The sequence below is a fragment of the Christiangramia crocea genome (assembly GCF_022410465.1).
Lineage (GTDB): Bacteria > Bacteroidota > Bacteroidia > Flavobacteriales > Flavobacteriaceae > Christiangramia > Christiangramia crocea.
In genome coordinates this window covers 42,174-62,150 of the sequence record NZ_JAJSON010000005.1, presented here as the reverse complement: position 1 = coordinate 62,150, position 19,977 = coordinate 42,174, and the positions used below count along the sequence as shown (strand labels likewise).

The 19,977-nt window shown below is 41.3% G+C and carries 15 protein-coding genes and 1 tRNA gene; 13 read left to right on the top strand and 3 right to left on the bottom strand.

The genetic code is table 11. The features are described from left to right. Nucleotide 1: 1 nt before the first annotated feature. From LU635_RS01490 to LU635_RS01475, 4 genes are all read left to right on the top strand, one after another. The gene (locus tag LU635_RS01490) at nucleotides 2–1,348 is read left to right on the top strand and encodes an HlyD family secretion protein (protein WP_240095431.1); all 1,347 of its coding nucleotides are present in this window, start codon (nucleotides 2–4) and stop codon (nucleotides 1,346–1,348) included. After that, nucleotides 1,345–2,736: a TolC family protein gene (locus LU635_RS01485; protein WP_240095429.1), complete on the top strand. Its 1,392-nt coding sequence runs from the start codon at nucleotides 1,345–1,347 to the stop codon at nucleotides 2,734–2,736. Before LU635_RS01490 ends, LU635_RS01485 begins: the two co-directional genes overlap by 4 nt. 306 nt (nucleotides 2,737–3,042) lie before the next feature. Next, complete coding sequence (locus LU635_RS01480) at nucleotides 3,043–3,216, top strand: hypothetical protein (RefSeq protein WP_240095427.1); 174 nt, start codon at nucleotides 3,043–3,045, stop codon at nucleotides 3,214–3,216. 159 nt (nucleotides 3,217–3,375) lie between these two features. Further along, complete coding sequence (locus LU635_RS01475; RefSeq protein WP_240095425.1) at nucleotides 3,376–4,161, top strand: 3-keto-disaccharide hydrolase; 786 nt, start codon at nucleotides 3,376–3,378, stop codon at nucleotides 4,159–4,161. Nucleotides 4,162–4,717: 556 nt separating this feature from the next. Here LU635_RS01475 and LU635_RS01470 read toward each other — a convergent pair. After that, nucleotides 4,718–4,802, bottom strand: a tRNA-Ser gene (locus LU635_RS01470). 235 nt (nucleotides 4,803–5,037) lie between these two features. Between LU635_RS01470 and LU635_RS01465 the strand changes: the two genes are divergently transcribed. Beyond that, nucleotides 5,038–5,661, top strand: coding sequence for an SGNH/GDSL hydrolase family protein (locus LU635_RS01465; RefSeq protein WP_240095423.1), 624 nt, complete (start codon nucleotides 5,038–5,040; stop codon nucleotides 5,659–5,661). A 94-nt stretch (nucleotides 5,662–5,755) separates the two neighbouring features. Continuing rightward, the gene (locus LU635_RS01460) at nucleotides 5,756–6,778 is read left to right on the top strand and encodes a M28 family metallopeptidase (protein ID WP_240095421.1); all 1,023 of its coding nucleotides are present in this window, start codon (nucleotides 5,756–5,758) and stop codon (nucleotides 6,776–6,778) included. Nucleotides 6,779–6,911: 133 nt separating this feature from the next. Here the strand turns inward: LU635_RS01460 and LU635_RS01455 are convergent, their stop codons facing one another. Further along, on the bottom strand, nucleotides 6,912–7,553 hold the full coding sequence (locus LU635_RS01455; protein WP_240095419.1) for a protein-L-isoaspartate(D-aspartate) O-methyltransferase: 642 nt from the start codon (nucleotides 7,551–7,553) through the stop codon (nucleotides 6,912–6,914). A 134-nt stretch (nucleotides 7,554–7,687) separates the two neighbouring features. Between LU635_RS01455 and LU635_RS01450 the strand changes: the two genes are divergently transcribed. The 7 genes from LU635_RS01450 to miaA all read left to right on the top strand — a co-directional run bounded on the left by LU635_RS01450 (nucleotide 7,688) and on the right by miaA (nucleotide 14,921). Beyond that, a complete protein-coding gene (locus LU635_RS01450; protein WP_240095417.1) occupies nucleotides 7,688–8,653 on the top strand; it encodes a Gfo/Idh/MocA family protein in 966 nt (321 codons plus the stop codon). Between the two features lie 142 nt (nucleotides 8,654–8,795). Next, nucleotides 8,796–9,686: a 3-hydroxyacyl-CoA dehydrogenase family protein gene (locus tag LU635_RS01445; RefSeq protein ID WP_240095415.1), complete on the top strand. Its 891-nt coding sequence runs from the start codon at nucleotides 8,796–8,798 to the stop codon at nucleotides 9,684–9,686. Nucleotides 9,687–9,806: 120 nt separating this feature from the next. Next, a complete protein-coding gene (locus LU635_RS01440; protein ID WP_240095412.1) occupies nucleotides 9,807–11,042 on the top strand; it encodes a DUF1015 domain-containing protein in 1,236 nt (411 codons plus the stop codon). Between the two features lie 69 nt (nucleotides 11,043–11,111). Continuing rightward, entirely contained in the window at nucleotides 11,112–11,771 is a 660-nt protein-coding gene (locus LU635_RS01435; protein ID WP_240095410.1) for a YggS family pyridoxal phosphate-dependent enzyme, read from the top strand. 15 nt (nucleotides 11,772–11,786) lie between these two features. Beyond that, on the top strand, nucleotides 11,787–13,160 hold the full coding sequence (locus LU635_RS01430; RefSeq protein ID WP_240095408.1) for an exonuclease domain-containing protein: 1,374 nt from the start codon (nucleotides 11,787–11,789) through the stop codon (nucleotides 13,158–13,160). Nucleotides 13,161–13,192: 32 nt separating this feature from the next. Further along, nucleotides 13,193–14,020 (top strand): ion transporter, encoded by an 828-nt coding sequence (locus LU635_RS01425; protein ID WP_240095406.1) that lies wholly within the window; start codon nucleotides 13,193–13,195, stop codon nucleotides 14,018–14,020. Continuing rightward, nucleotides 14,013–14,921, top strand: a complete 909-nt coding sequence (gene miaA / locus LU635_RS01420) for a tRNA (adenosine(37)-N6)-dimethylallyltransferase MiaA (protein ID WP_240095404.1) — start codon at nucleotides 14,013–14,015, stop codon at nucleotides 14,919–14,921. The genes LU635_RS01425 and miaA overlap by 8 nt, the downstream gene beginning before the upstream one ends. Here miaA and LU635_RS01415 read toward each other — a convergent pair. Continuing rightward, entirely contained in the window at nucleotides 14,911–19,782 is a 4,872-nt protein-coding gene (locus LU635_RS01415; protein ID WP_240095402.1) for an Ig-like domain-containing protein, read from the bottom strand. The two genes, miaA and LU635_RS01415, sit on opposite strands and share 11 nt — an antisense overlap. Nucleotides 19,783–19,977: the final 195 nt, after the last annotated feature.

Below are 19,977 nucleotides of genomic sequence, written 5' to 3'. Positions count from 1 at the left end.
AATGTTAAACATCACCAAAAATACATTGCACGAAAAGGTGGACCTTAGCCAATACGAAGCTGGCAAAAAGGTTTTCCACCAGCGGCATTATAAGTATTTCAATCGCTTTCTGAAATACTTCAGCGCAGCGGGTATCATTATCCTTTTTCTTCCGTGGACTCAAACGATCTCCGGAACAGGCTCAGTCACTACCCTAAACCCGGAACATCGCCCTCAAACCATTCAATCTCCCATCCCGGGACAGATCAACAAGTGGTTTGTAAGAGAAGGGGATTTCGTGGAAAAAGGAGATACTATTCTCCATATTACTGAGATCAAAAATGAATATATGGACCCTGAGCTCGTAAAAAGAACCGGTGATCAGGTGAGGGCCAAATCAAACTCCCTGGTTTCTTATGATGAAAAGATAGAAGCCCTGGAAGACCAGATAATTGCTTTAAACCAGGAAAGGGAACTTAAATTGGAACAGGCCCAGAATAAACTGGAACAGGCCAGATTAAAAATTCTAAGCGATAGTATAGACCTGGAAGCGGCAAAGACCAATCTTAGTATAGCCGAAACACAATATAACCGAACCCGACAATTGCAGGAGGAAGGCCTGAAGGCTGTTACCGATGTTGAAGAAAAAAGGCTGAAACTCCAGGAAAACCAGGCTAAGTTTATTTCACAGCAGAATAAACTGATGGCAAGTAGAAACGAACTTATAAATGCAAAACTGGAAATAAACAGGATCACCGCTGAATATAGTGATAAAATCTCAAAAACAAAGAGCGAAAGATCTACAGCACGGTCAATGAGATTCGATACTGAAGCAGAAGTAAGTAAACTTGAGAATGCCTATGTTAATTATGATCTAAGGGAAGATCTCTATTATGTGAGAGCTCCGCAGGACGGTTACATTAATAAGGCCCTGTTTGGGGGTATAGGTGAAACTTTCAAGGAAGGAGAAAAACTGGTAAATATTATGCCGGCTAATTATGATCTTGCCGTGGAAACCTTTGTAAATCCTTTGGATTTACCCTTGCTTCATGTAGGAGAGAAAGTTCGCGTAAGATTTGACGGCTGGCCTGCAATTGTATTCAGCGGATGGCCAAATGTTTCTTATGGGACCTATGGTGCAGAGGTCGTAGCTATAGAAAATTATATCAGTGAGAATGGAAAATACAGGGTATTACTGGCCCCGGATTCTAAAGATCACGAATGGCCCGATGCCCTTAGAATAGGCTCTGGAGCAAATACACTGGCTCTTTTGGAGGATGTACCAATCTGGTATGAGATATGGCGCCATCTTAATGGTTTCCCTCCAAATTATTATGATCCTGAAAACAAAATTGAACAAAAAAAATGAAGCACACTGGGATTTTCATATTGTTGTTAATTCTGCCTTCCTTACTCAGTTCACAGGAAACAGACAGTCTCTCGCTTGGCTTCAGAGAATATTTAAATATGGTCAAAACCTATCATCCCGTAGTGAAACAGGCCGGGATAATGGTAGACCGGGCTGAAGCTGAAGTAAGAAAATCCAGGGGAAATTTTGACCCTAAAATTGAAGTGGATTATGACCGAAAAGATTTCAAGCAGACTGAATATTATGATATTCTTACTTCCAGTTTTAAGATCCCAACCTGGTATGGTATTGAACTTAAAGCAAAATTTGAAAATAACTCAGGTGAATTTCTGAATCCACAGAATAAGACACCTGAAGACGGCCTATTTTCTGCAGGAATTGCCATCCCTGTAGCCCAGGGACTTCTCATCAATGAAAGAATGGCTTCTCTAAAACAGGCAAGGATCTTTCGGGAGCAGTCAGAACTTGAGCGACAAATCGCTGTAAACAGTATACTGTATGAAGCCTCGCTGGCTTATTTTGACTGGTTGAAAACCTACAGACACTTGTTGCTTTACAGGAACTTCGCCAAAAATGCTGAAACCCGCTTCAAGGGAATTGTAAAAAGTTATGAACTTGGTGACAAACCGGCCATAGATACCCTTGAAGCCAGTCTTACCGTCCAGGACCGTAAATTAAATCTTGAACAGGCAAGACTTGATTACATGAAGGCATCTCTTCACCTATCTAATTTTCTATGGGGACAGGAAAATACGCCACTGGAACTGAAGGAAAATATGTTCCCCGATAGGGAATTACCGGTAAAGTTAGATGAGATCCTTGAGATAAATGAACTTTCTGATCTAGATGATCATCCTAAATTACGGTCTTTGAATTATAAGATTCGGGCATTTGAATTTGATAAAAAATTAAAAGCAAACAAGCTCCTCCCCAAACTTGACCTCGAATACAACTTTCTTAGCAGTGAAATTGAGGGAATTAACAGCCTTAATTATGATGATTATAAATTTGGAATGAATTTCAGCATTCCATTGTTCCTGAGAAAAGAAAGAGGTGAACTGCAACTGGCCAAACTAAAACTTGAGAACGCAGGATTTGATCTTATAAGTCAACGTGTGACCTTACAGAACAAGATCCTCTCACTTAGGACAGAAGTAGGGTCACTCAGTGAGCAGAGTAAAATAATGAACAACCTCATAGACAGCTATGAAAAAATGCTTCGCGCAGAAGAAAGAAAGCTTGAATTGGGAGAAAGTTCAGTTTTCCTTGTGAATTCAAGGGAATCCAGTTTGATAGCGGCCCGTCAAAAGAACATCTTACTGCAGAATAAACTTCTTTACAGCAAAGCAGAACTATTCAGAATAATGGCCAGGATACCAGAAATTTGAGAATTCTTTAAAAGTAACAAAGGGAACAAAAATGAATATTTCACATTAACTGTTCCCTTTGAATGTCATACTCTTTATCTGGCATTATCCAGACAATCTACGGGTGTATTCTCAGCTCAACTTAATGTAGCACCCTGAATGACAGTCATAAAGATACTAAAAATTTGTTCTGATAAATAAATTTAGATATTATTTAACGTCGTTTCCGAAGTCTGATAGTGAGAAAATTTTCAGCCGGTTTTTAAATTTTATATACCCGTTATATTAGTGGAAATCTCATTCGGGAGTAGAGACGAATTTTAAAGAATGGGAAAGGATCCTATAGGAAGGCAGCATTACTGGTTCACAGTTTTTCCAGTAGAACCTGAAGAAGAGGACTCTGATCGATGGGCCATCAAAAACGGCAAAACGAGTATCACCCCTATGATCCTGGACCTTACCGATAAGGCTTACCTTAATGAAAGAAAAATGAAGACTTAGATCAGGAATCCTGATTGTCTATTCTTTATACTTCAGCCTCTTATTTGCTTCCATTCATTTAAGTCTAAAAAGAAATATTGCTCTCTTCTTCTCTATTTTCTGGCTGAAGCCATAAAAAAGTGTTTATTTTAGAAGCATTGAATCAGTAAATAAAATTTCATGAAAAAAAGCCATCATTATCTGTTGACGATCCTAATTTTAGCTTCCACCTCTGCTATTGCTCAAAAAAACTATCCCACCACACCACCCGAAGAATCCCCCATGCCCATGAAACCGGAAATGACGGAGATCTGGGAACCCGAGGTAGAAGTGATCACTCCTGGAGACAAGCCTGGAGAAGCTCCCTCAGACGCTATTAAACTTTTTAATGCTAACGGTCTGGAACACTGGGTGAGCCAGAAAGACACCAGTAAACCGGCACCCTGGGCCATCAAAGATGGGTATTTTGAAGTAGTTCCCGGCACCGGCGGCATTCAGACAAAAATGAAGTTCGGCGATGTACAGTTACACCTTGAATGGAGCGCCCCAGATGAGGTCCAGTATTCGGGACAGGGAAGGGGAAACAGTGGTCTTTTTCTTCAAAACAGGTATGAATTGCAGATACTTGACTCTTACAACAACCGGACCTATAGCAACGGCCAGGCAGGAAGCATATACAAAGATAAGCCGCCCCTGGTAAATGCCATGCGTTCTCCTGACGAATGGAACACCTACGATGTGATCTATACCGCTCCGCGATTTGGGGAAGACGGCAACCTGGAAAGTCCCGCCAGGATCACTGTATTACACAATGGAGTCGTAGTGCAACACAACACCAGTATACAGGGCCTTACCCTTTATATTGGCTTACACAACTATCCTGAAGCCCATGGCGAAGATGTGATCGCTCTCCAGGACCATGGCACCCCGGTGCAGTTCAGGAATATCTGGGTTAGAAAGCTTTAATTAACAATTGAGAAATAATAATTGATTATTATCCTTAGTTCATAATGAACGATGCGAAGAATTTAATCTTATTTTTCTCATCCTGAAGATTCAGAAAGACAGTTCAAACATGGCAAACCTTACCTCCTACTTTCTAATCCTCTGGATTCTGTGGGTATTCTGGGTATCCTTTGCTGTCTATTATAAATGGACCAGACAAAAGAACGGTATATTTTATAGCCTGTACATAGCGTTAATTCTGACTTTCGGAGTTATGGGTTTCATCATTGAAGATTCCCCGGAAAATGTTTTCCCTCATCCAACTATACTCTCTGGACCCACATCTCTTATTCTGCAACATTTACTCATCTCCATATTACTAACTGTATTCCTCCAATTATGTGTTTGTTGGTTTACCAGAAGATGGCATCGAAAATAACTACAAGCATCAGTTGTGAATGTTGACAATATGTTTAGAAGAAAGAAATGAAGTATCTCAATTTTTCTAACGGATCTGCCAGATCTGAAACTGACTTAAAACAAAAAAACCGCAACATCCGTTGCGGTTTTTTCTTTGCGGAGAAAGAGGGATTCGAACCCCCGGAGGTGTGACCCTCAACAGTTTTCAAGACTGCCGCATTCGACCACTCTGCCATTTCTCCTTTAGCGGTTGCAAATATAATAAGCTTTTCTAATTTACAACAACTAATTCCCAAACTTTTTTCAGGCTTTTCCATAGCCGCTTCTATTTCAAGCTTTTTTGATATTTTTACTCTTTTAAAATATATGTTCAACCTATTTAGATCTCTATTCATGCTAAAATATCTGCTTTCTTTCACCTGCTTTCTTCTAATTTTTCTTTCTTTAAACGCACAAAATCAAGATTACCAGGAATTAATGGAACAGGACTGGGCTGAGCTAAAACGCTATCATGACGAAAATCAGGAGATCATAAAGAATTCCCAATGGCCTGCGGTAGTCTTTATGGGCAACTCTATTACCGAAGGCTGGAAAAATATGCATCCTGAATTCTTTAAAAAGAATAATTATGCAGGCAGAGGTATTAGTGGGCAAACCACCCCACAGATGCTTATAAGGTTCACCCCGGATGTACTGGACCTGAATCCCAAAGCCGTGGTGATCCTGGCAGGCACTAACGATATTGCAGGTAATACAGGTTTCTCTTCTGTAAAAATGATTACTGATAATATCAAAGCCATGGCCGTGCTGGCAAAACAAAAAGATATAAAAGTGATATTAAGTGCTGTGCTTCCGGTTTACGATTACCCTTGGCGTCCCGGCCTGGAACCGGTCTCAAAGATCGCCAGAATCAATTCCTGGCTTAAGACTTATGCCGAAGAAAACGGACATATCTATCTTGATTATTTCAGCCATATGGCCAGAGAGGATGGGGGAATGAAAAAGGAATTTTCAGAAGATGGGGTCCATCCTAACGAAAAAGGTTATGATGTGATGGAGCCCCTGGTACAGAAGGCTATAGAAAAGGCTTTGGCAGAGTGAGTGGATTTTTATAGGTTTTTTAGGCTTTCGGTTTCCGCTTTTTCAGGTTAAATCTGCTATATTGCCCGGCATTAAAATAAAATTCAAACTTAAAATGAAAAATATACTTGTATTGGTCATTCCGGCCATCCTTACAGCCTGCAGTGCTCAAAATAAGAAAATTGAGAATGCAGATCCTATGGAATATGCAAATACTATCACTGCAACTGAATTAAAAGAACATCTTTACATTTTTGCAAGTGATGAATTCGAAGGTCGTGAGACTGGAGAGCCCGGACAGAAAAAAGCCGCTGAATATCTTAAAACAGAGTATAAGGAGCTTGAGCTTGTTTCCCCTATTGGAGGGGACGATTATTTCCAGGAGGTTCCCACAAGTTACTTTAAAAGAGGAAATGTAAAACCTACCGAAAATGTGGTGGCTTTCCTTAAAGGTTCAGAAAAACCTGAAGAAGTTCTTGTGATCTCTTCTCACTACGACCACGTGGGTATAGATGAAGACGGTAATATCCATAACGGGGCCGATGATGATGGCTCGGGAACCGTTGGTATCCTGGAGATCGCTGAAGCTTTTGTTGAAGCCAGCAAAGATGGATACACCCCAAAAAGATCCATACTTTTTCTTAACGTTACCGGAGAGGAAAAAGGTCTTATAGGTTCTAAATTCTATACAGATGAACCTATTTTCCCTCTGGAAAATACAGTTGCCAACCTTAACATTGATATGATTGGCCGTATAGATCCACAGCATGAGGGAAATGACAATTATGTATATCTTATTGGAAGCGATAAGCTGAGTACAGAACTTCATCATTTAAGCGAAGCAGTAAATGCCAGGTATATGAACCTTGACCTGGATTACACCTATAATGATGAGAACGATCCTAATCGTTTTTATTACAGAAGTGACCACTACAATTTCGCTAAGAATAACATCCCGATCATTTTCTATTTCAACGGGACTCACGCCGATTATCATAAACCAACCGATACTCCAGATAAGATCGAGTATGAGGTTTTAGCGAAAAGAGCAAAGCTGGTCTTTCTAACCGCCTGGGAAATCGCAAACAGGGATGAAAGACTTGTGGTTGATAAAGCTATTGATACCACCGGAAAATAATTAATTAGAATTTATAAATAAAAAAGCCCCGGATTTCGGGGCTTTTTTTGTTTCCTCCCTGTAAACGCTGAGCCAAGTGAAGAGTCTCATTGTTTGAAACTACCAGCATTGAAATTCTTTATTCTGCTTAGCTTTAGTTCTTATCTCCCAGAAGGGGCACAAACCTGAAGGCTCCATACTCCTTCCTGTCAAATTCCTTGGCAGATTTTCTTATAAAGAGGGTCATGGTTTGCACCTCAGTGCCAACGGGAATCACCATTCTGCCCCCTACCTTAAGTTGTCCAAGCAGTTCTTTTGGAACCTCGGGAGCTCCAGCCGTAACAATGATCTTATCGAAAGGAGCATATTCAGGAAGGCCCTTATATCCATCGCCGAAACTTAGATGCTTTGGCCTGTAGCCTATTTTTGAAAGAAAGCTCTTGGTCTTTTTATACAGTTCCCGCTGGCGTTCTATACTGTATACCTTTGCACCGAGTTCACAGAGCACCGCCGTTTGATAGCCGCTACCCGTACCAATCTCCAGGACCTTCTCTCCTTTTTTTACTTCCAGAAGTTCGGTTTGGAATGCCACGGTATAGGGCTGGGAAATAGTCTGGTCGGCCGCAATGGGGAATGCCTTGTCCTGGTAGGCATGATCTTCAAAACTGCTGTCCATAAAGAGATGGCGCGGGATCTTTCCTATGGCAGCAAGCACCTTTTCATCAGTAATTCCCTTCTTTTTTACGGTCTTTACCAATTGCTGTCTCTTGCCCTGATGTCTATAGGTATCTTTCAACTTGGTTATGCTTTAATCAGGCTATAAAATTAGGGAAACAAGCTGATTTATCCCAAGCAAAAGACTCCCGGGATTTGGCCTTATTTTATAAAGTATTTAATATCAAAATGCTATTTTTGTGAAAAATGCAAAATATGCTGAAAGCGGGAGTCCTGGGCGCAGGCCATCTTGGAAAGATCCATCTGAAACTTTTAAAACAGTCCGAAGAATATGAACTGATCGGATTTTATGATGCCAACAGGCAAAATGCCGAAAAAGTAGCTTCTGAATTCGGCTACAAAATGTTCGAAAATCTGGACGATCTTATCGCCCAATGTGATATGATAGACGTGGTGACTCCCACCCTGTCCCATTTTGAGGTTGCAAAAAAAGTGATCTCTGCGGGAAAGCATCTTTTTATTGAAAAACCCATCACCAATACATTCGAAGAGGCGCAGGAACTGATACAACTGGCCAGAAAGCACAATGTAAAAGGCCAGGTTGGACACGTGGAAAGATTCAATCCTGCTTTCCAGGCAGTGGCCGATCGTATAGAAAACCCAATGTTTATTGAGGCTCACCGTCTGGCTGAATTCAACCCTCGAGGAACCGACGTGCCGGTGGTGCTGGACCTGATGATCCATGATATAGATGCGGTGCTAAGTGTGGTGAAATCTGAAGTTAAAAAAATCAATGCCAGTGGAGTTTCGGTAATCAGCGACACTCCGGATATCGCTAACGCCAGGATAGAATTTGAGAACGGTTGTGTGGCCAATCTTACCGCCAGCCGGATCTCTATGAAGAATATGAGAAAATCGCGATTCTTTCAGAGGGATGCCTATATTTCAGTAGATTTCCTGGATAAGAAATGTGAAGTGGTTAAGATGAAGGATGCTCCTGAAAAACCTGATGATTATGCCATGATACTTCAGAATGCCGAAGGAGTGAAAAAGCAGATATATTTTGATAATCCTGAGGTTTCCCTTAACAATGCCATTCTGGACGAACTCGAGAGTTTTGCTGATGCCATTCAAAATGGTAAAGAGCCGGTGGTTACCATGGAGCAGGGAGCCAGGGCACTGAAAGTGGCAAACCAGGTGATTGCCGGTTTTAATATATAGATAATGAATATGAAGTTTAAATACGTCATCCTGAACTTGTTTAACCCTGTTGAATCTTCGATTTCATGATCTGTTTCAGGTTAATATAGAAGCTGAAACGAGTTCAGCCTGACGGCAACTTTGAAAATTAAAAACCAACAAAATGAAAAACATTGCAGTAATTGGAGCCGGAACCATGGGGAATGGGATTGCTCATACCTTTGCGCAGCACGGCTATAAAGTTCAGTTAATAGATATTTCTGAAGAAAGTCTGAAAAAAGGTATGGACACTATCTCCAGAAATCTGGACCGTATGGTGGCCAAAGAAAAGATCTCTGAAGAACAAAAAACCGAAACCCTGAAAAATATCACTACCTATACGGATATTTCAGAAGGAGTTGGATCTGCAAGTGTGGTAGTAGAGGCAGCCACAGAGAATACCGAGCTAAAGCTCAAGATCTTCAGGCATCTTGATCAGCATACTTCTGAAGACACTATTCTTGCTACTAATACCTCTTCCATTTCTATTACCCAGATCGCTTCGGCGGTATCGAAACCGGAGCGTGTGATAGGAATGCATTTTATGAACCCGGTACCTGTGATGAAACTCGTAGAGATCATACGCGGTTATAATACCAGCGATGAAGTGACCAAAACGGTGATGGAACTGTCAGAAAAACTAAATAAAGTACCTGTAGAAGTAAACGATTATCCGGGCTTTGTGGCCAACAGGATCCTGATGCCAATGATCAACGAGGCTATTGAGACGCTTTACAATGGAGTAGCAGGAGTTTATGAAATAGATACTGTAATGAAACTTGGAATGGCGCATCCTATGGGACCACTTCAGCTGGCCGATTTTATAGGGCTTGATGTATGCCATTCCATACTTGAGGTGATGTATGACGGCTTCAAGAAACCAAAATATGCACCCTGCCCCCTTCTGACCAATATGGTGAGAGCCGGAAAGATTGGTGTTAAATCGGGTGAAGGATTCTATGACTATTCTGAAAGCAAAAAGGCTGAAAAGATTTCTTCTCAGTTTAGCAGATAGTATCTAAGAATGAGATTTCTCGATCGTCTAGATGGACTCCCTCGAAATGAAACCTCTAGATCGTCATTTCGACCGCAGGGAGAATTCTATTATTCACACTCAAAATAAATTAAGAATAATTTGACAAAGATCCTACCATTTAAGGCAGTAAGGCCGGCGCCGGCTTATGCGGGCCTGGTTGCTTCACGTTCTTATGAAGATTATAGTGAAGAGGAACTTCGTGCCCAGCTGGAATTCAATCCCTATTCATTCTTACACATCATAAATCCCGGCTATAAATTTCAGCATGAGATTGGCGGAGAGAAACGCTTTGGGATGGTAAGGAACCGCTACCTTGAATTCAAGGAAGAGAATACGCTTATCCAGGATAAAAGTCCCTGTTATTATATCTATCAGATAAAAAGCAGGGAAGCCACATGTTGTGGGATAATTGCTGCTGCCAGCGTTGAAGATTATGAAAAAAATCTTATAAAACGGCACGAAGATACCATTGCTCACCGGGAAGAACTATTCAAGGATTACCTGAAAGTCGTGGGATTCAATACAGAACCGGTTTTACTTACTTATCCTGATAATCCGGTGATTAATGAACTTCTTGAAGAGCGAATGAAATCTAGACCGGAATATGAATTCGCTACCTATAACAGGGAGTTACATTCCTTATGGTTAATAGACAAGCCTGAAAATATAGAGAAGATAAAGGCCGAATTCGACGCCCTGGAAAAGATCTACATCGCAGACGGGCATCATCGCAGTGCCTCTTCTTATTTACTGGCCAAAGAAAGCCGTGAAAATAATCCTGATCATACTGGAGAAGAAACCTATAATTTCTTTATGAGCTACCTGATTTCAGAAAGTAACCTGAGGATCTATGAATTCAGCAGGCTGATCAAAGATCTTAATGGCCATTCCAAAGAAGAGTTCCTCATCCTGCTGGATGAATGGTTCAGAATAGAAGATCGCGGACATGAAATTTATAAACCTTCCAAAAAGCATCATTTCAATATGTACCTGGAAGGGAAATACTATTCGCTCTACCTTCGTAAGACTCAGTATAAGTTCACCGACTCACTAAGCCAGCTGGATTCTTATATCCTATATGAAAAGATTCTGAAACCGATACTCGGAATTGAAGATCTTAGGCATGATAAACGAATCGCATATATACATGGCCGCAATGACCTCATAGAGCTTAAAACAAGAGTTGACAATGGGGAATTTGCAGTCGGTTTTGGTATGCTTCCGGCTGGAATTGAAGAAATTAAGGAAATTGCAGATGAAAATTTGACTATGCCACCAAAAAGTACTTATATTGAACCTAAATTACGTAGCGGTCTTACGATATATGAGTTCTGAACAGGACTCAATACAGGTACTACCACGGCCGCTACAATTTTAATAAATCCTGGTCTTAAAGAATAAAGGATGGACATTTCTGAAAATATCAAACAATATAAAGACGAGCTTTCCGAAGGTGTGAAGCTCGTAGCTATTTCCAAAACCAAGCCTAACGAAGATATTCTCGAAGCTTATCGGGCCGGTCAAAGAATATTTGGCGAGAACAAGATCCAGGAAATGACCGATAAATGGGAAGAACTCCCGCAGGATATCGAGTGGCATATGGTTGGCCATGTGCAAAGGAACAAAGTGAAATATATGGCACCATTTGTGTCACTGATCCATGCCGTGGACAGCCTGAAACTTCTGAAGGAGATCAACAAACGGGCAAAACAGAACGACCGGGTGATTAACTGCCTGCTACAGGTAAAGATTGCCGAAGAAGACTCCAAATTTGGCATTTCTGATGAAGAAGCCAGAGAGATTCTTGCTTCAGAAGCTTATGCGAAAATGGAAAATGTGAAGATCATTGGCCTGATGGGAATGGCCACCTTCACCGATGATGAAGACCAGGTAAAATCAGAATTCCGGTATTTGAAATCGGTTTTTGAAGAATTGAAGATGGACTTTCCCGAGCTTGAAGAACTGTCAATGGGAATGAGCGGCGACTACAAAATTGCTCTGGAATGCGGGACGACTATGGTTCGGATTGGAAGTAGTATATTTGGCGCCCGAAATTATAATTAACGAAGAGAGAAGTATTTGTACGCTATATTAGACATAGAGACCACAGGTGGTAAATACAATGAAGAAGGGATCACCGAAATTGCGATTTATAAGTTTGACGGTCATACCGTAACAGATCAGTTCATTAGCCTCGTGAATCCTGAGCAGGCCATTCAGCCATTCGTGGTGAACCTTACCGGTATCAATAATGAGATGCTTCGCAATGCACCTAAATTTTATGAGGTGGCCAAACGAATTGTTGAGATCACCCAGGATTGTATCCTGGTGGCTCACAATGCTAAATTCGATTACAGAATCCTGAGAACCGAATTCCGCCGGCTTGGCTTCGACTTTGAAAGGAGAAGTTTGTGCACGGTAGAACTATCCAAAAAACTCATCCCGGGACTTCCTTCCTATAGCCTTGGAAAACTGGTTAGGTCACTCGGTATTCCACTAAGCGATCGCCACCGGGCAGCAGGAGATGCCCAGGCAACCATCAAACTTTTTAAAATGCTTCTTGCCAAGGATGTGGAAAAAGATATCCTGAAAGAATATGTTCGCAAGGAACCAAAACGAATGATGGACACCAAACTGGTGTATATCCTGGAAGAGTTACCTTCACTTACCGGGGTTTATTATTTTCATGACGATAATGGAGAGATTATTTACGTAGGTAAATCCCGGAATATTAAAAAAAGAGTGAACCAGCATTTCACCAACGATAATCCAAAATCACAGGAAATGCAGCGCAAAGTGGTTTCGGTTTCCTATGAGCTTACGGGAAATGAACTTATTGCACTCTTAAAGGAGAACCAGGAAATAAAAGAAATAAAACCACGATATAATCGTGCTTTGAAACGGGATATTTTCAGTCATGCTCTTTATCAGTTCACCGACGAGAATGGCTATGTGAACCTTAAAATTGGGAGAGCCAGTAAGAATAAGAAGAATATCACCACTTTCAGCAGCCTGAGATCTGCAAAAAACTCCCTCACCAAATGGGTAGAGGAATTTGAACTCTGTGAAAGGCTCGCAGGCTTACATGGCGGCACTGGCAATTGCTTTGGTTATACTATAAAAAGCTGTTTTGGTGCCTGTGTTGAAGAAGAAAGCCCGCAAGAATATAATGAAAGGGTGATGGAACTTATTGGTCAACATTCCTATGAGAACCAGAATATGCTGTTAATAGGCAGGGGCCGCGAGGTTGATGAGAAGAGTGCTTTACTTATCGAGGATGGTGAATTTAAGGGTGTAGGTTATTTCAACCTCAATCACCAGATAAACAACCTGGATATTATACGTTCCATTATTACACCAATGAATAATAATCGCGACGCCCAGCATATAATTCAGAGCTTTTTGCGTAAAAAGCATAATTTCCGGATCATCCAACTATCTATTCAGGAATAATCTTCCGGAATTTTTTATACTTTTAACCTAACGTGAAAGAAAAGAAACCAATCCCCCACTGGAAATTTAAGCTTCATGAAGTGATTTATGAAGCAGATACGCCAGCGGGTAAGTTTTTTGATATTGCTATTCTCATAGTTATCATTATAAGTGTTGTACTGGTAATGATGGAGAGTATCTCCAGTCTTCTCTACAAGTATGCCTGGCAATTCTATATCGCAGAGTGGATCATCACCGGTATATTCACCATTGAGTATATTGTTAGAATCATCGCGATTAATAAGCCCAAGCGATATATCTTCAGCTTTTACGGGATCGTAGATCTGCTTTCCACACTCCCAAGTTATATAGGTTTCATCTTTGGAGGGACCAACCTTCTTTTCGCTATTAGAGCTCTGCGACTTCTCAGGATTTTCAGGGTTTTGAAGATCACCCGTTATATTGGCGAATCACGAAAACTGATGCTCGCGCTTAGGAACAGTAAAGCAAAAATCCTGGTATTTTTGTTTGCAGTTCTCATCATTTGTATCATAGCCGGAACCCTGATGCACCTGGTAGAAGGCAAAGCTTCCGGTTTTGACAATATTCCCCTCAGTATTTACTGGTGTATAGTGACCCTAACCACCGTCGGATTTGGTGATATTGCTCCGGTTACACCTTTGGGCAGGCTTATCGCTTCGGTAATTATGATCACCGGTTATGGCATTATTGCTGTACCAACAGGAATAGTAAGTGCCGAATTCAGCAAAACTACCGATAAACCCATCACCAATACCCAGGTTTGCCCAAATTGCAATGAGGCCCGCCACCTGGACCATTCCGAATTCTGTCATAACTGCGGATATAAACTAAATGAGTAATTTTCTCATCAATATAATTGGCCCTACTGCCATAGGGAAGACCTCTTTGGCGATAGCAGTGGCAAAACATTTTGATACAGAGATCATTTCGGCCGATTCCAGGCAGTTCTACAAGGAGATGAAGACAGGTACCGCGGTCCCTGAAACTGAAGAATTAGAGGCGGCACCCCATCATTTTATTCAGCATATTTCAGTGGAAGAAAAATATTCTGTGGGTGATTTTGAAAGGGATGCGATCAAAAAACTGGATGAATTATTCCGGAAACGACAGGTTGCTGTTATGGTTGGAGGAAGCGGACTTTATATTAAAGCCGTGACCGAAGGCCTGGATGACTTTCCGGAGGTTGACCCTGAAATAAGAGAAAAGCTCAACAGTCACCTGGAGGAAGACGGGATAGACTGGCTACAGCAAAAGCTCTTCGCCCTGGATCCCGAACATTATAAAAATATAGATGAACAGAATCCTCATCGCCTTATAAGGGCGCTTGAAATATGTATGGCCACGGGAAAGACTTTTTCTTCTTTCCTGAACAAAGAAAAACCCGGGCGTGATTTTAAGACCATTAGTATTGGACTTACTGCTGAGAGAGAGATCATTTACGACAGGATCAATAAAAGGGTGGATATGATGATTGAGAACGGGCTGGTTGAAGAAGCTAAAAAACTTTACCCAAAACGTGAGCTGAATGCCCTGAATACAGTAGGCTATAAAGAGCTTTTTCAATATTTTGACGGGAACACTGATCTGGAGACAGCAATCTCGGAGATCAAAAAGAATACGCGGCGCTTTGCCAAAAGACAACTCACCTGGTTTAGAAAAGATCCTGAGATAAAATGGTTTGAGTTTGATGAAGACCGCCAGAAAATCTTCAACTACCTGGAAGAACAGATCAACGCTTAAAGATCATTCTCTTTATATAAATCCCTTCATTGGTTACCAGCTTCAGTATGTAAACAGCTTCCTGTAAAGGAACCAGGTGCATGGCATATTCGGTATCGGTGGTTGCATAATTCCTCGCCGTTATGAACCTGCCCCTTTTATCGAAAACCTCGATACGCTGAATGGTTACATCTCCGGGTGTCGCTACCTTAAAACTTCCGGAATTCGGGTTAGGATAGATAAATATATATTCCGGGCCGGGAAGCGGATCGGTACAAATCTCTTTTTCAGCAAAAACCCTTACGATAGCTGAAGCAGTTGCAGTATTCCCGCTTTCATCTTCTGCAGTTACCTGAATGATATTCTCTCCCAGATCCTTGCAGCTAAAAACCATCTTGCTCAATGTATAGGTCACATCCACATCACATTCATCATAAGATCCATTATTGATATCCTCAAAACTGATAGTGGCAACCCCCTGCAGGTTAAGATCTATACTAATATCCCTGAGCTGCAGAACCGGTGGAGCGTCATCCACCACCATTACCGGGATCTCACAGGTTCCATCCAGCCTTCCGGTATAGGTAAGGGTCACCGTGTTTTCCCCTATATCATCACAGTCAAATAAAAGCTGATCGGCACTTAATACGATACCTTCCGCATTTCCATGATAAAGCAGCCCTATATCCAGGCTGGCTTCCCCTTCGGTCCCAAGCCCCAGAACCACCTGTGAAGTACATCCAAACTCGCCGCTGCTATCCACCACGTTGATAGACACAAAAATGGTATTCGAATCATACTCTCCGTCATTGGCCTTGTAAGTGAAAAAATCCTGACCAACAAAGTCAGTATCTGGTGTATAAGTAAAGGAACCATCAGCATTCAGCTGAAGTGTTCCGTTTTCCACATCCGTATCCAGGACTGCTGTAAGCTCATCATTCTCAGGATCGGTATCGTTTACGAGGACTCCATTAGAAGCGGGAACATTCAAGCTTGTATTGATCTCCGTGGTGTATTCCTCGTCATAAGCCACCGGCGGCTGGTTAACATCTATGTTAGTGACAGTCACCTGAACGGTAGCTTCACAGCTTGACACATTTCCAGCCTCATCGGTGACAGTAAGGGTCACCGTATTGGCTCCTTCATCGGCTGAAGTGAATTCTGTTTTATCTAGGCTCAGGTTTACCGCGCTGCAACTATCTGTAGAACCATCGTCTATCTGGGAAGGAGCAAGAGTCACCGTCTCCCCTTCATTAAGGCTTATCTCATAATTTTCGACGCAGATTGCCTCGGGAGCTGTATCATCCACAACTGTCACAAGGAAACTGCATTCAGCAAACTCCCCATTCTTTTCTACTCTTAGTGTCACCTCGTATTCTGAACCATTTATCACGCTACCTGGTGAAGGATTCTGGGTTACTTCCGCTCCGTCACCGTTTACTACCTCTGCCTCATCTGTATAATCGGGAACTGAGTATGGACAGGCCTCATGAGATACTATTTTATCCGGAGGACAGCCTATGGCCAGCGCTCCTTCGGTTATCAGGTTAAGCTGAAAACTACAGGTATCCATATTCCCCGCCTGATCGGTCACCGTAAATGCCACTTCGGTATCCTGGGTGATTTCAGTGCCGGCTGCCGGGTCCTGAACTACCTGGTAATTCTTGCAATTATCACTTACCTGCAGCTGAGACCTGTAATCGGGTAAGGTATAGGTTTCACCTTCGTTGATAGTGACAGTCTGGTCTGCAATACAGTTAATACTCGGATCAATTTCATCTTTTAATAGTAGGTAGATATCGCAACTCTCCACTTGATCTTCATAGGTTGCCGTAATAGTGATAAAAGGATCGGCATTTGTGATGGTCGTGCTGCCGGGTTCTATGGACTGTTCGATGGTTGCTCCTGGCGGTGAGACCTGGACGATGTCTGAAAAATCGGGAACAAAATACTGGCAATTCTCATCGGCAAATACTTCGTAGTCGCCGGGGCAGTTTAATGACAGGGAGTTGGCCCGGGATAAACTATATACAACCGTACAGGTTTCCTCATTACCATAGGGATCTGTTGCGCTAACATCAATACTATAGTCACCTTCCTCGGTAAATTCGGTTCCAGCCGGCGGATCCTGTACAATTACAAGGTCTTCATCTGGAGAGCAGTTGTCTGCAATTCCGCCAAGACCTACCACCTCGGGTAATACAAAAACTCCACTGGATGCTATTTCTCTGTATTGAGCCTCTGCCGGACACACAATCAAAGGTCTTCCCTTATCTACCACATTTACATCTACGGTACAGCTGGCGGTTTCCCCGGTTTCAGTTTTAGTGGCATTGATAATTATACTTTTTTCACCAATATCTGCACAGGAGAATTGCTGGATTTCAATATCGAATTCTATTCCGGAAGTATCTCCAACTATCATATCAGCTGTTGGTATCTCGACGGTATTAATATTATATCCCAACTCTGCGGTGTAATTTTCAACACATTGAATGCTAAATTCTTCCACCCGTTCTATAATAATATCGAAAGAGCACTGTGATTCTAATCCCGCATCATCGGTGACGGTGATCATTACCGCAGTTGTTTCAGAGATTTCAGTATCTGGAGAAGGTATTTGAGAATATGTAAGCTCTGAATCGCAGTTGTCAACATAGTTTAACTGAGTACTATAATCCGGGACTGTATAAGTCTCTCCTTCATTTAAACTAATAGTAGTATTGCTGGCTGGACAATCTGTAAATACCGGGGCTGTAGAATCTATAACGGTTATCGTTGAAGTACAAGTGTCTGTAAGTCCAGTATTCGGATCTGTAACGGTAAGCTGAACTGAATTCTCACCAAGATTAGAACAATTAAAACTATCCCTATCAATATCTAGCTGTAAATCTTCATTGTCTCCGGAATACACCTGTTCGGCTGTTAGGTTTGCATTTCCGTTTTCATCCAGCACAATTTCAAAGTCATTGCATTCTGCAACAGGTGGTTGCTGTCTTTCTATAGTAATCTGAAAAGTACACTCATCAAAAAGGCCAGAGTCGTCTGTGACCCTAATTGTAACCGGTGTGGATTCATTTATTTCATTACCGGCAGCAGGAACTTGAGAATAAGAAAGCCCTGTATAACAATTATCCGAGAAAGTAGCTTCAGATTTAAAATTAGGCACTACATAGGTTTCACCTTCCACGAGAGGAATAGTTCTGTCGTCAGGGCAATTCGAAATTATAGGTTCTGCTACATCTTTCACTGTTATAGCAACCACACAGGAATCGGTTGCACCGGTTTCATCATCAGTTGCATTAACACTGATATTTTGAGTTCCAATATCTGAGCAGTTAAATTCAAAACTTGCAGGACTAAATGATAAACCAGAAGTGTCACTATTAACAAGGTCCTCTGCGAAGACAGTGACCGGTTGGTCATCTATAAGCTGTATTTCTTTATTTTCTAAACAGGCAATATCCAGGGTAGGTTCTTCTCCCCCTGTAACCGTAATCTGTACCGGACAGGTATCTTGATTCCCTGCATTATCAGTAACCGTCATTATTATATCATAGACACCGGTTTCTGTAAAAGTCGTTTGAGAAAGATTAATATTTGCTATCCCGCAGTTATCACTAGAACCATTATTTATATCAGGTACACTGATCGATGCTGAACCGTCTACAAGTACCAAGTCAAAATTACCCACACATTGGGCGATAGGTTCAACATTATCATTACTGGGAGACCTTTTATAAATCTCCAAATCAAAATCCAGATTTGCATTCATATCAGCATAAAATAACCATGCTGTCCCTTTTGTTCCTGACAAAATAAAGTTATTCACATAAAATGAATCGCATGAATCTAATGCCAGATCAATTGCCAGGTCAATTTCTTCAGTAATTGAAAATTTATAAGTTCTATCCGGAGCAAATACATCAATATCGAACTTATTTTGTTGGATACCGTTTTTGATAATATCAAATGCATCGACAAGCTGAGATGGATCATCCGCCGCACCCAGAATCGCTGTAAGATTGATATCATTACCAAAATCTGCAACGTGAACATAACCATTAGAATCTACTACAATATCACCCGGAGAACCTAAGTTAGAACTAGAAATTATTCCTTCTGAATAGGGCATATAAGGGTCACTATTCTTATCTATTCCAATTACCTGTAATCTACCATTACCAGATCCTAGATCCGCTAGATAAATTTTTCCCTGATTATCAGCAGCAATCCGATAGGGAAAATTAATTGCTGCTCCTTCCACATTATCAAATTCAACAAAATTACCATCAGTATAGTATATTTTAACGTGGCTTTTATCAGTGGCTTCCTCATTATCTCCCGTATAATGATCTGCCACATAAAGGTTGTCCTCAGAATCAAAAGCTACACTCATCGGCCCTTTGAATCTGTCCGGACCTATTCCATACTCTCCGTTTCCAATTGTTTTACCCGGTAGATAAACCCCAGTACTGGAATAAACTATAATCTGTCTTTCCAATGGAGCATTATTAGCGACATAAAATTCTCCTTGACTATTAATAGAAAAATCCATGGGTGCAGTAAGGCGATCTCCACTAATAAAGTCTTCAATATTACCATTTGAATCGATATGCTTAATCCCATTTCCATAAGTGAGAAAATACACCTCCCCCGCCGGATTTGTTTCAATTGCAATAATTAACCTGTCACTCTTGGCTTCAAAATTCAAAAGATCAGAAAACCTAACATTTATAAATTCCAGATCAGTACCATCCGCCCAGGTGTAAGAAGGCTGCTGGGAAAAAGATAATGTAACGGTAAAAAAAAGAAATAGAAAAGCGCAAGCCTTCCGTAGCGGAAAGCCCTTGGAATAACATATCTCGGCTGCACTTATCAAATCCGGGCTTATTTGGTGAACGCCATAAAGATAAGTATTGTAGGAAAACCGTTCTTAAAATTATGCTAAGATTGGATTTTTTGGTCTTTAACAGACCGGAAAGAAAAATAACCGGGAAAATCACCTGCTTTAAAAGCATATAGCGAAAGCTATACTGCATCACGTTCTGTCCCGCGATGCAGTATCTCTCCCGGA

Coding starts and splice junctions, on each gene's coding strand:
- LU635_RS01450 (WP_240095417.1), top strand. CDS start 7,688: ATGCTGAAAGCGGGAGTCCTGGGCGCAGGCCATCTTGGAAAGATCCAT.
- LU635_RS01475 (WP_240095425.1), top strand. CDS start 3,376: ATGAAAAAAAGCCATCATTATCTGTTGACGATCCTAATTTTAGCTTCC.
- LU635_RS01460 (WP_240095421.1), top strand. CDS start 5,756: ATGAAAAATATACTTGTATTGGTCATTCCGGCCATCCTTACAGCCTGC.
- LU635_RS01445 (WP_240095415.1), top strand. CDS start 8,796: ATGAAAAACATTGCAGTAATTGGAGCCGGAACCATGGGGAATGGGATT.
- LU635_RS01485 (WP_240095429.1), top strand. CDS start 1,345: ATGAAGCACACTGGGATTTTCATATTGTTGTTAATTCTGCCTTCCTTA.
- LU635_RS01465 (WP_240095423.1), top strand. CDS start 5,038: ATGGAACAGGACTGGGCTGAGCTAAAACGCTATCATGACGAAAATCAG.
- LU635_RS01480 (WP_240095427.1), top strand. CDS start 3,043: ATGGGAAAGGATCCTATAGGAAGGCAGCATTACTGGTTCACAGTTTTT.
- LU635_RS01490 (WP_240095431.1), top strand. CDS start 2: ATGTTAAACATCACCAAAAATACATTGCACGAAAAGGTGGACCTTAGC.
- miaA (WP_240095404.1), top strand. CDS start 14,013: ATGAGTAATTTTCTCATCAATATAATTGGCCCTACTGCCATAGGGAAG.
- LU635_RS01435 (WP_240095410.1), top strand. CDS start 11,112: ATGGACATTTCTGAAAATATCAAACAATATAAAGACGAGCTTTCCGAA.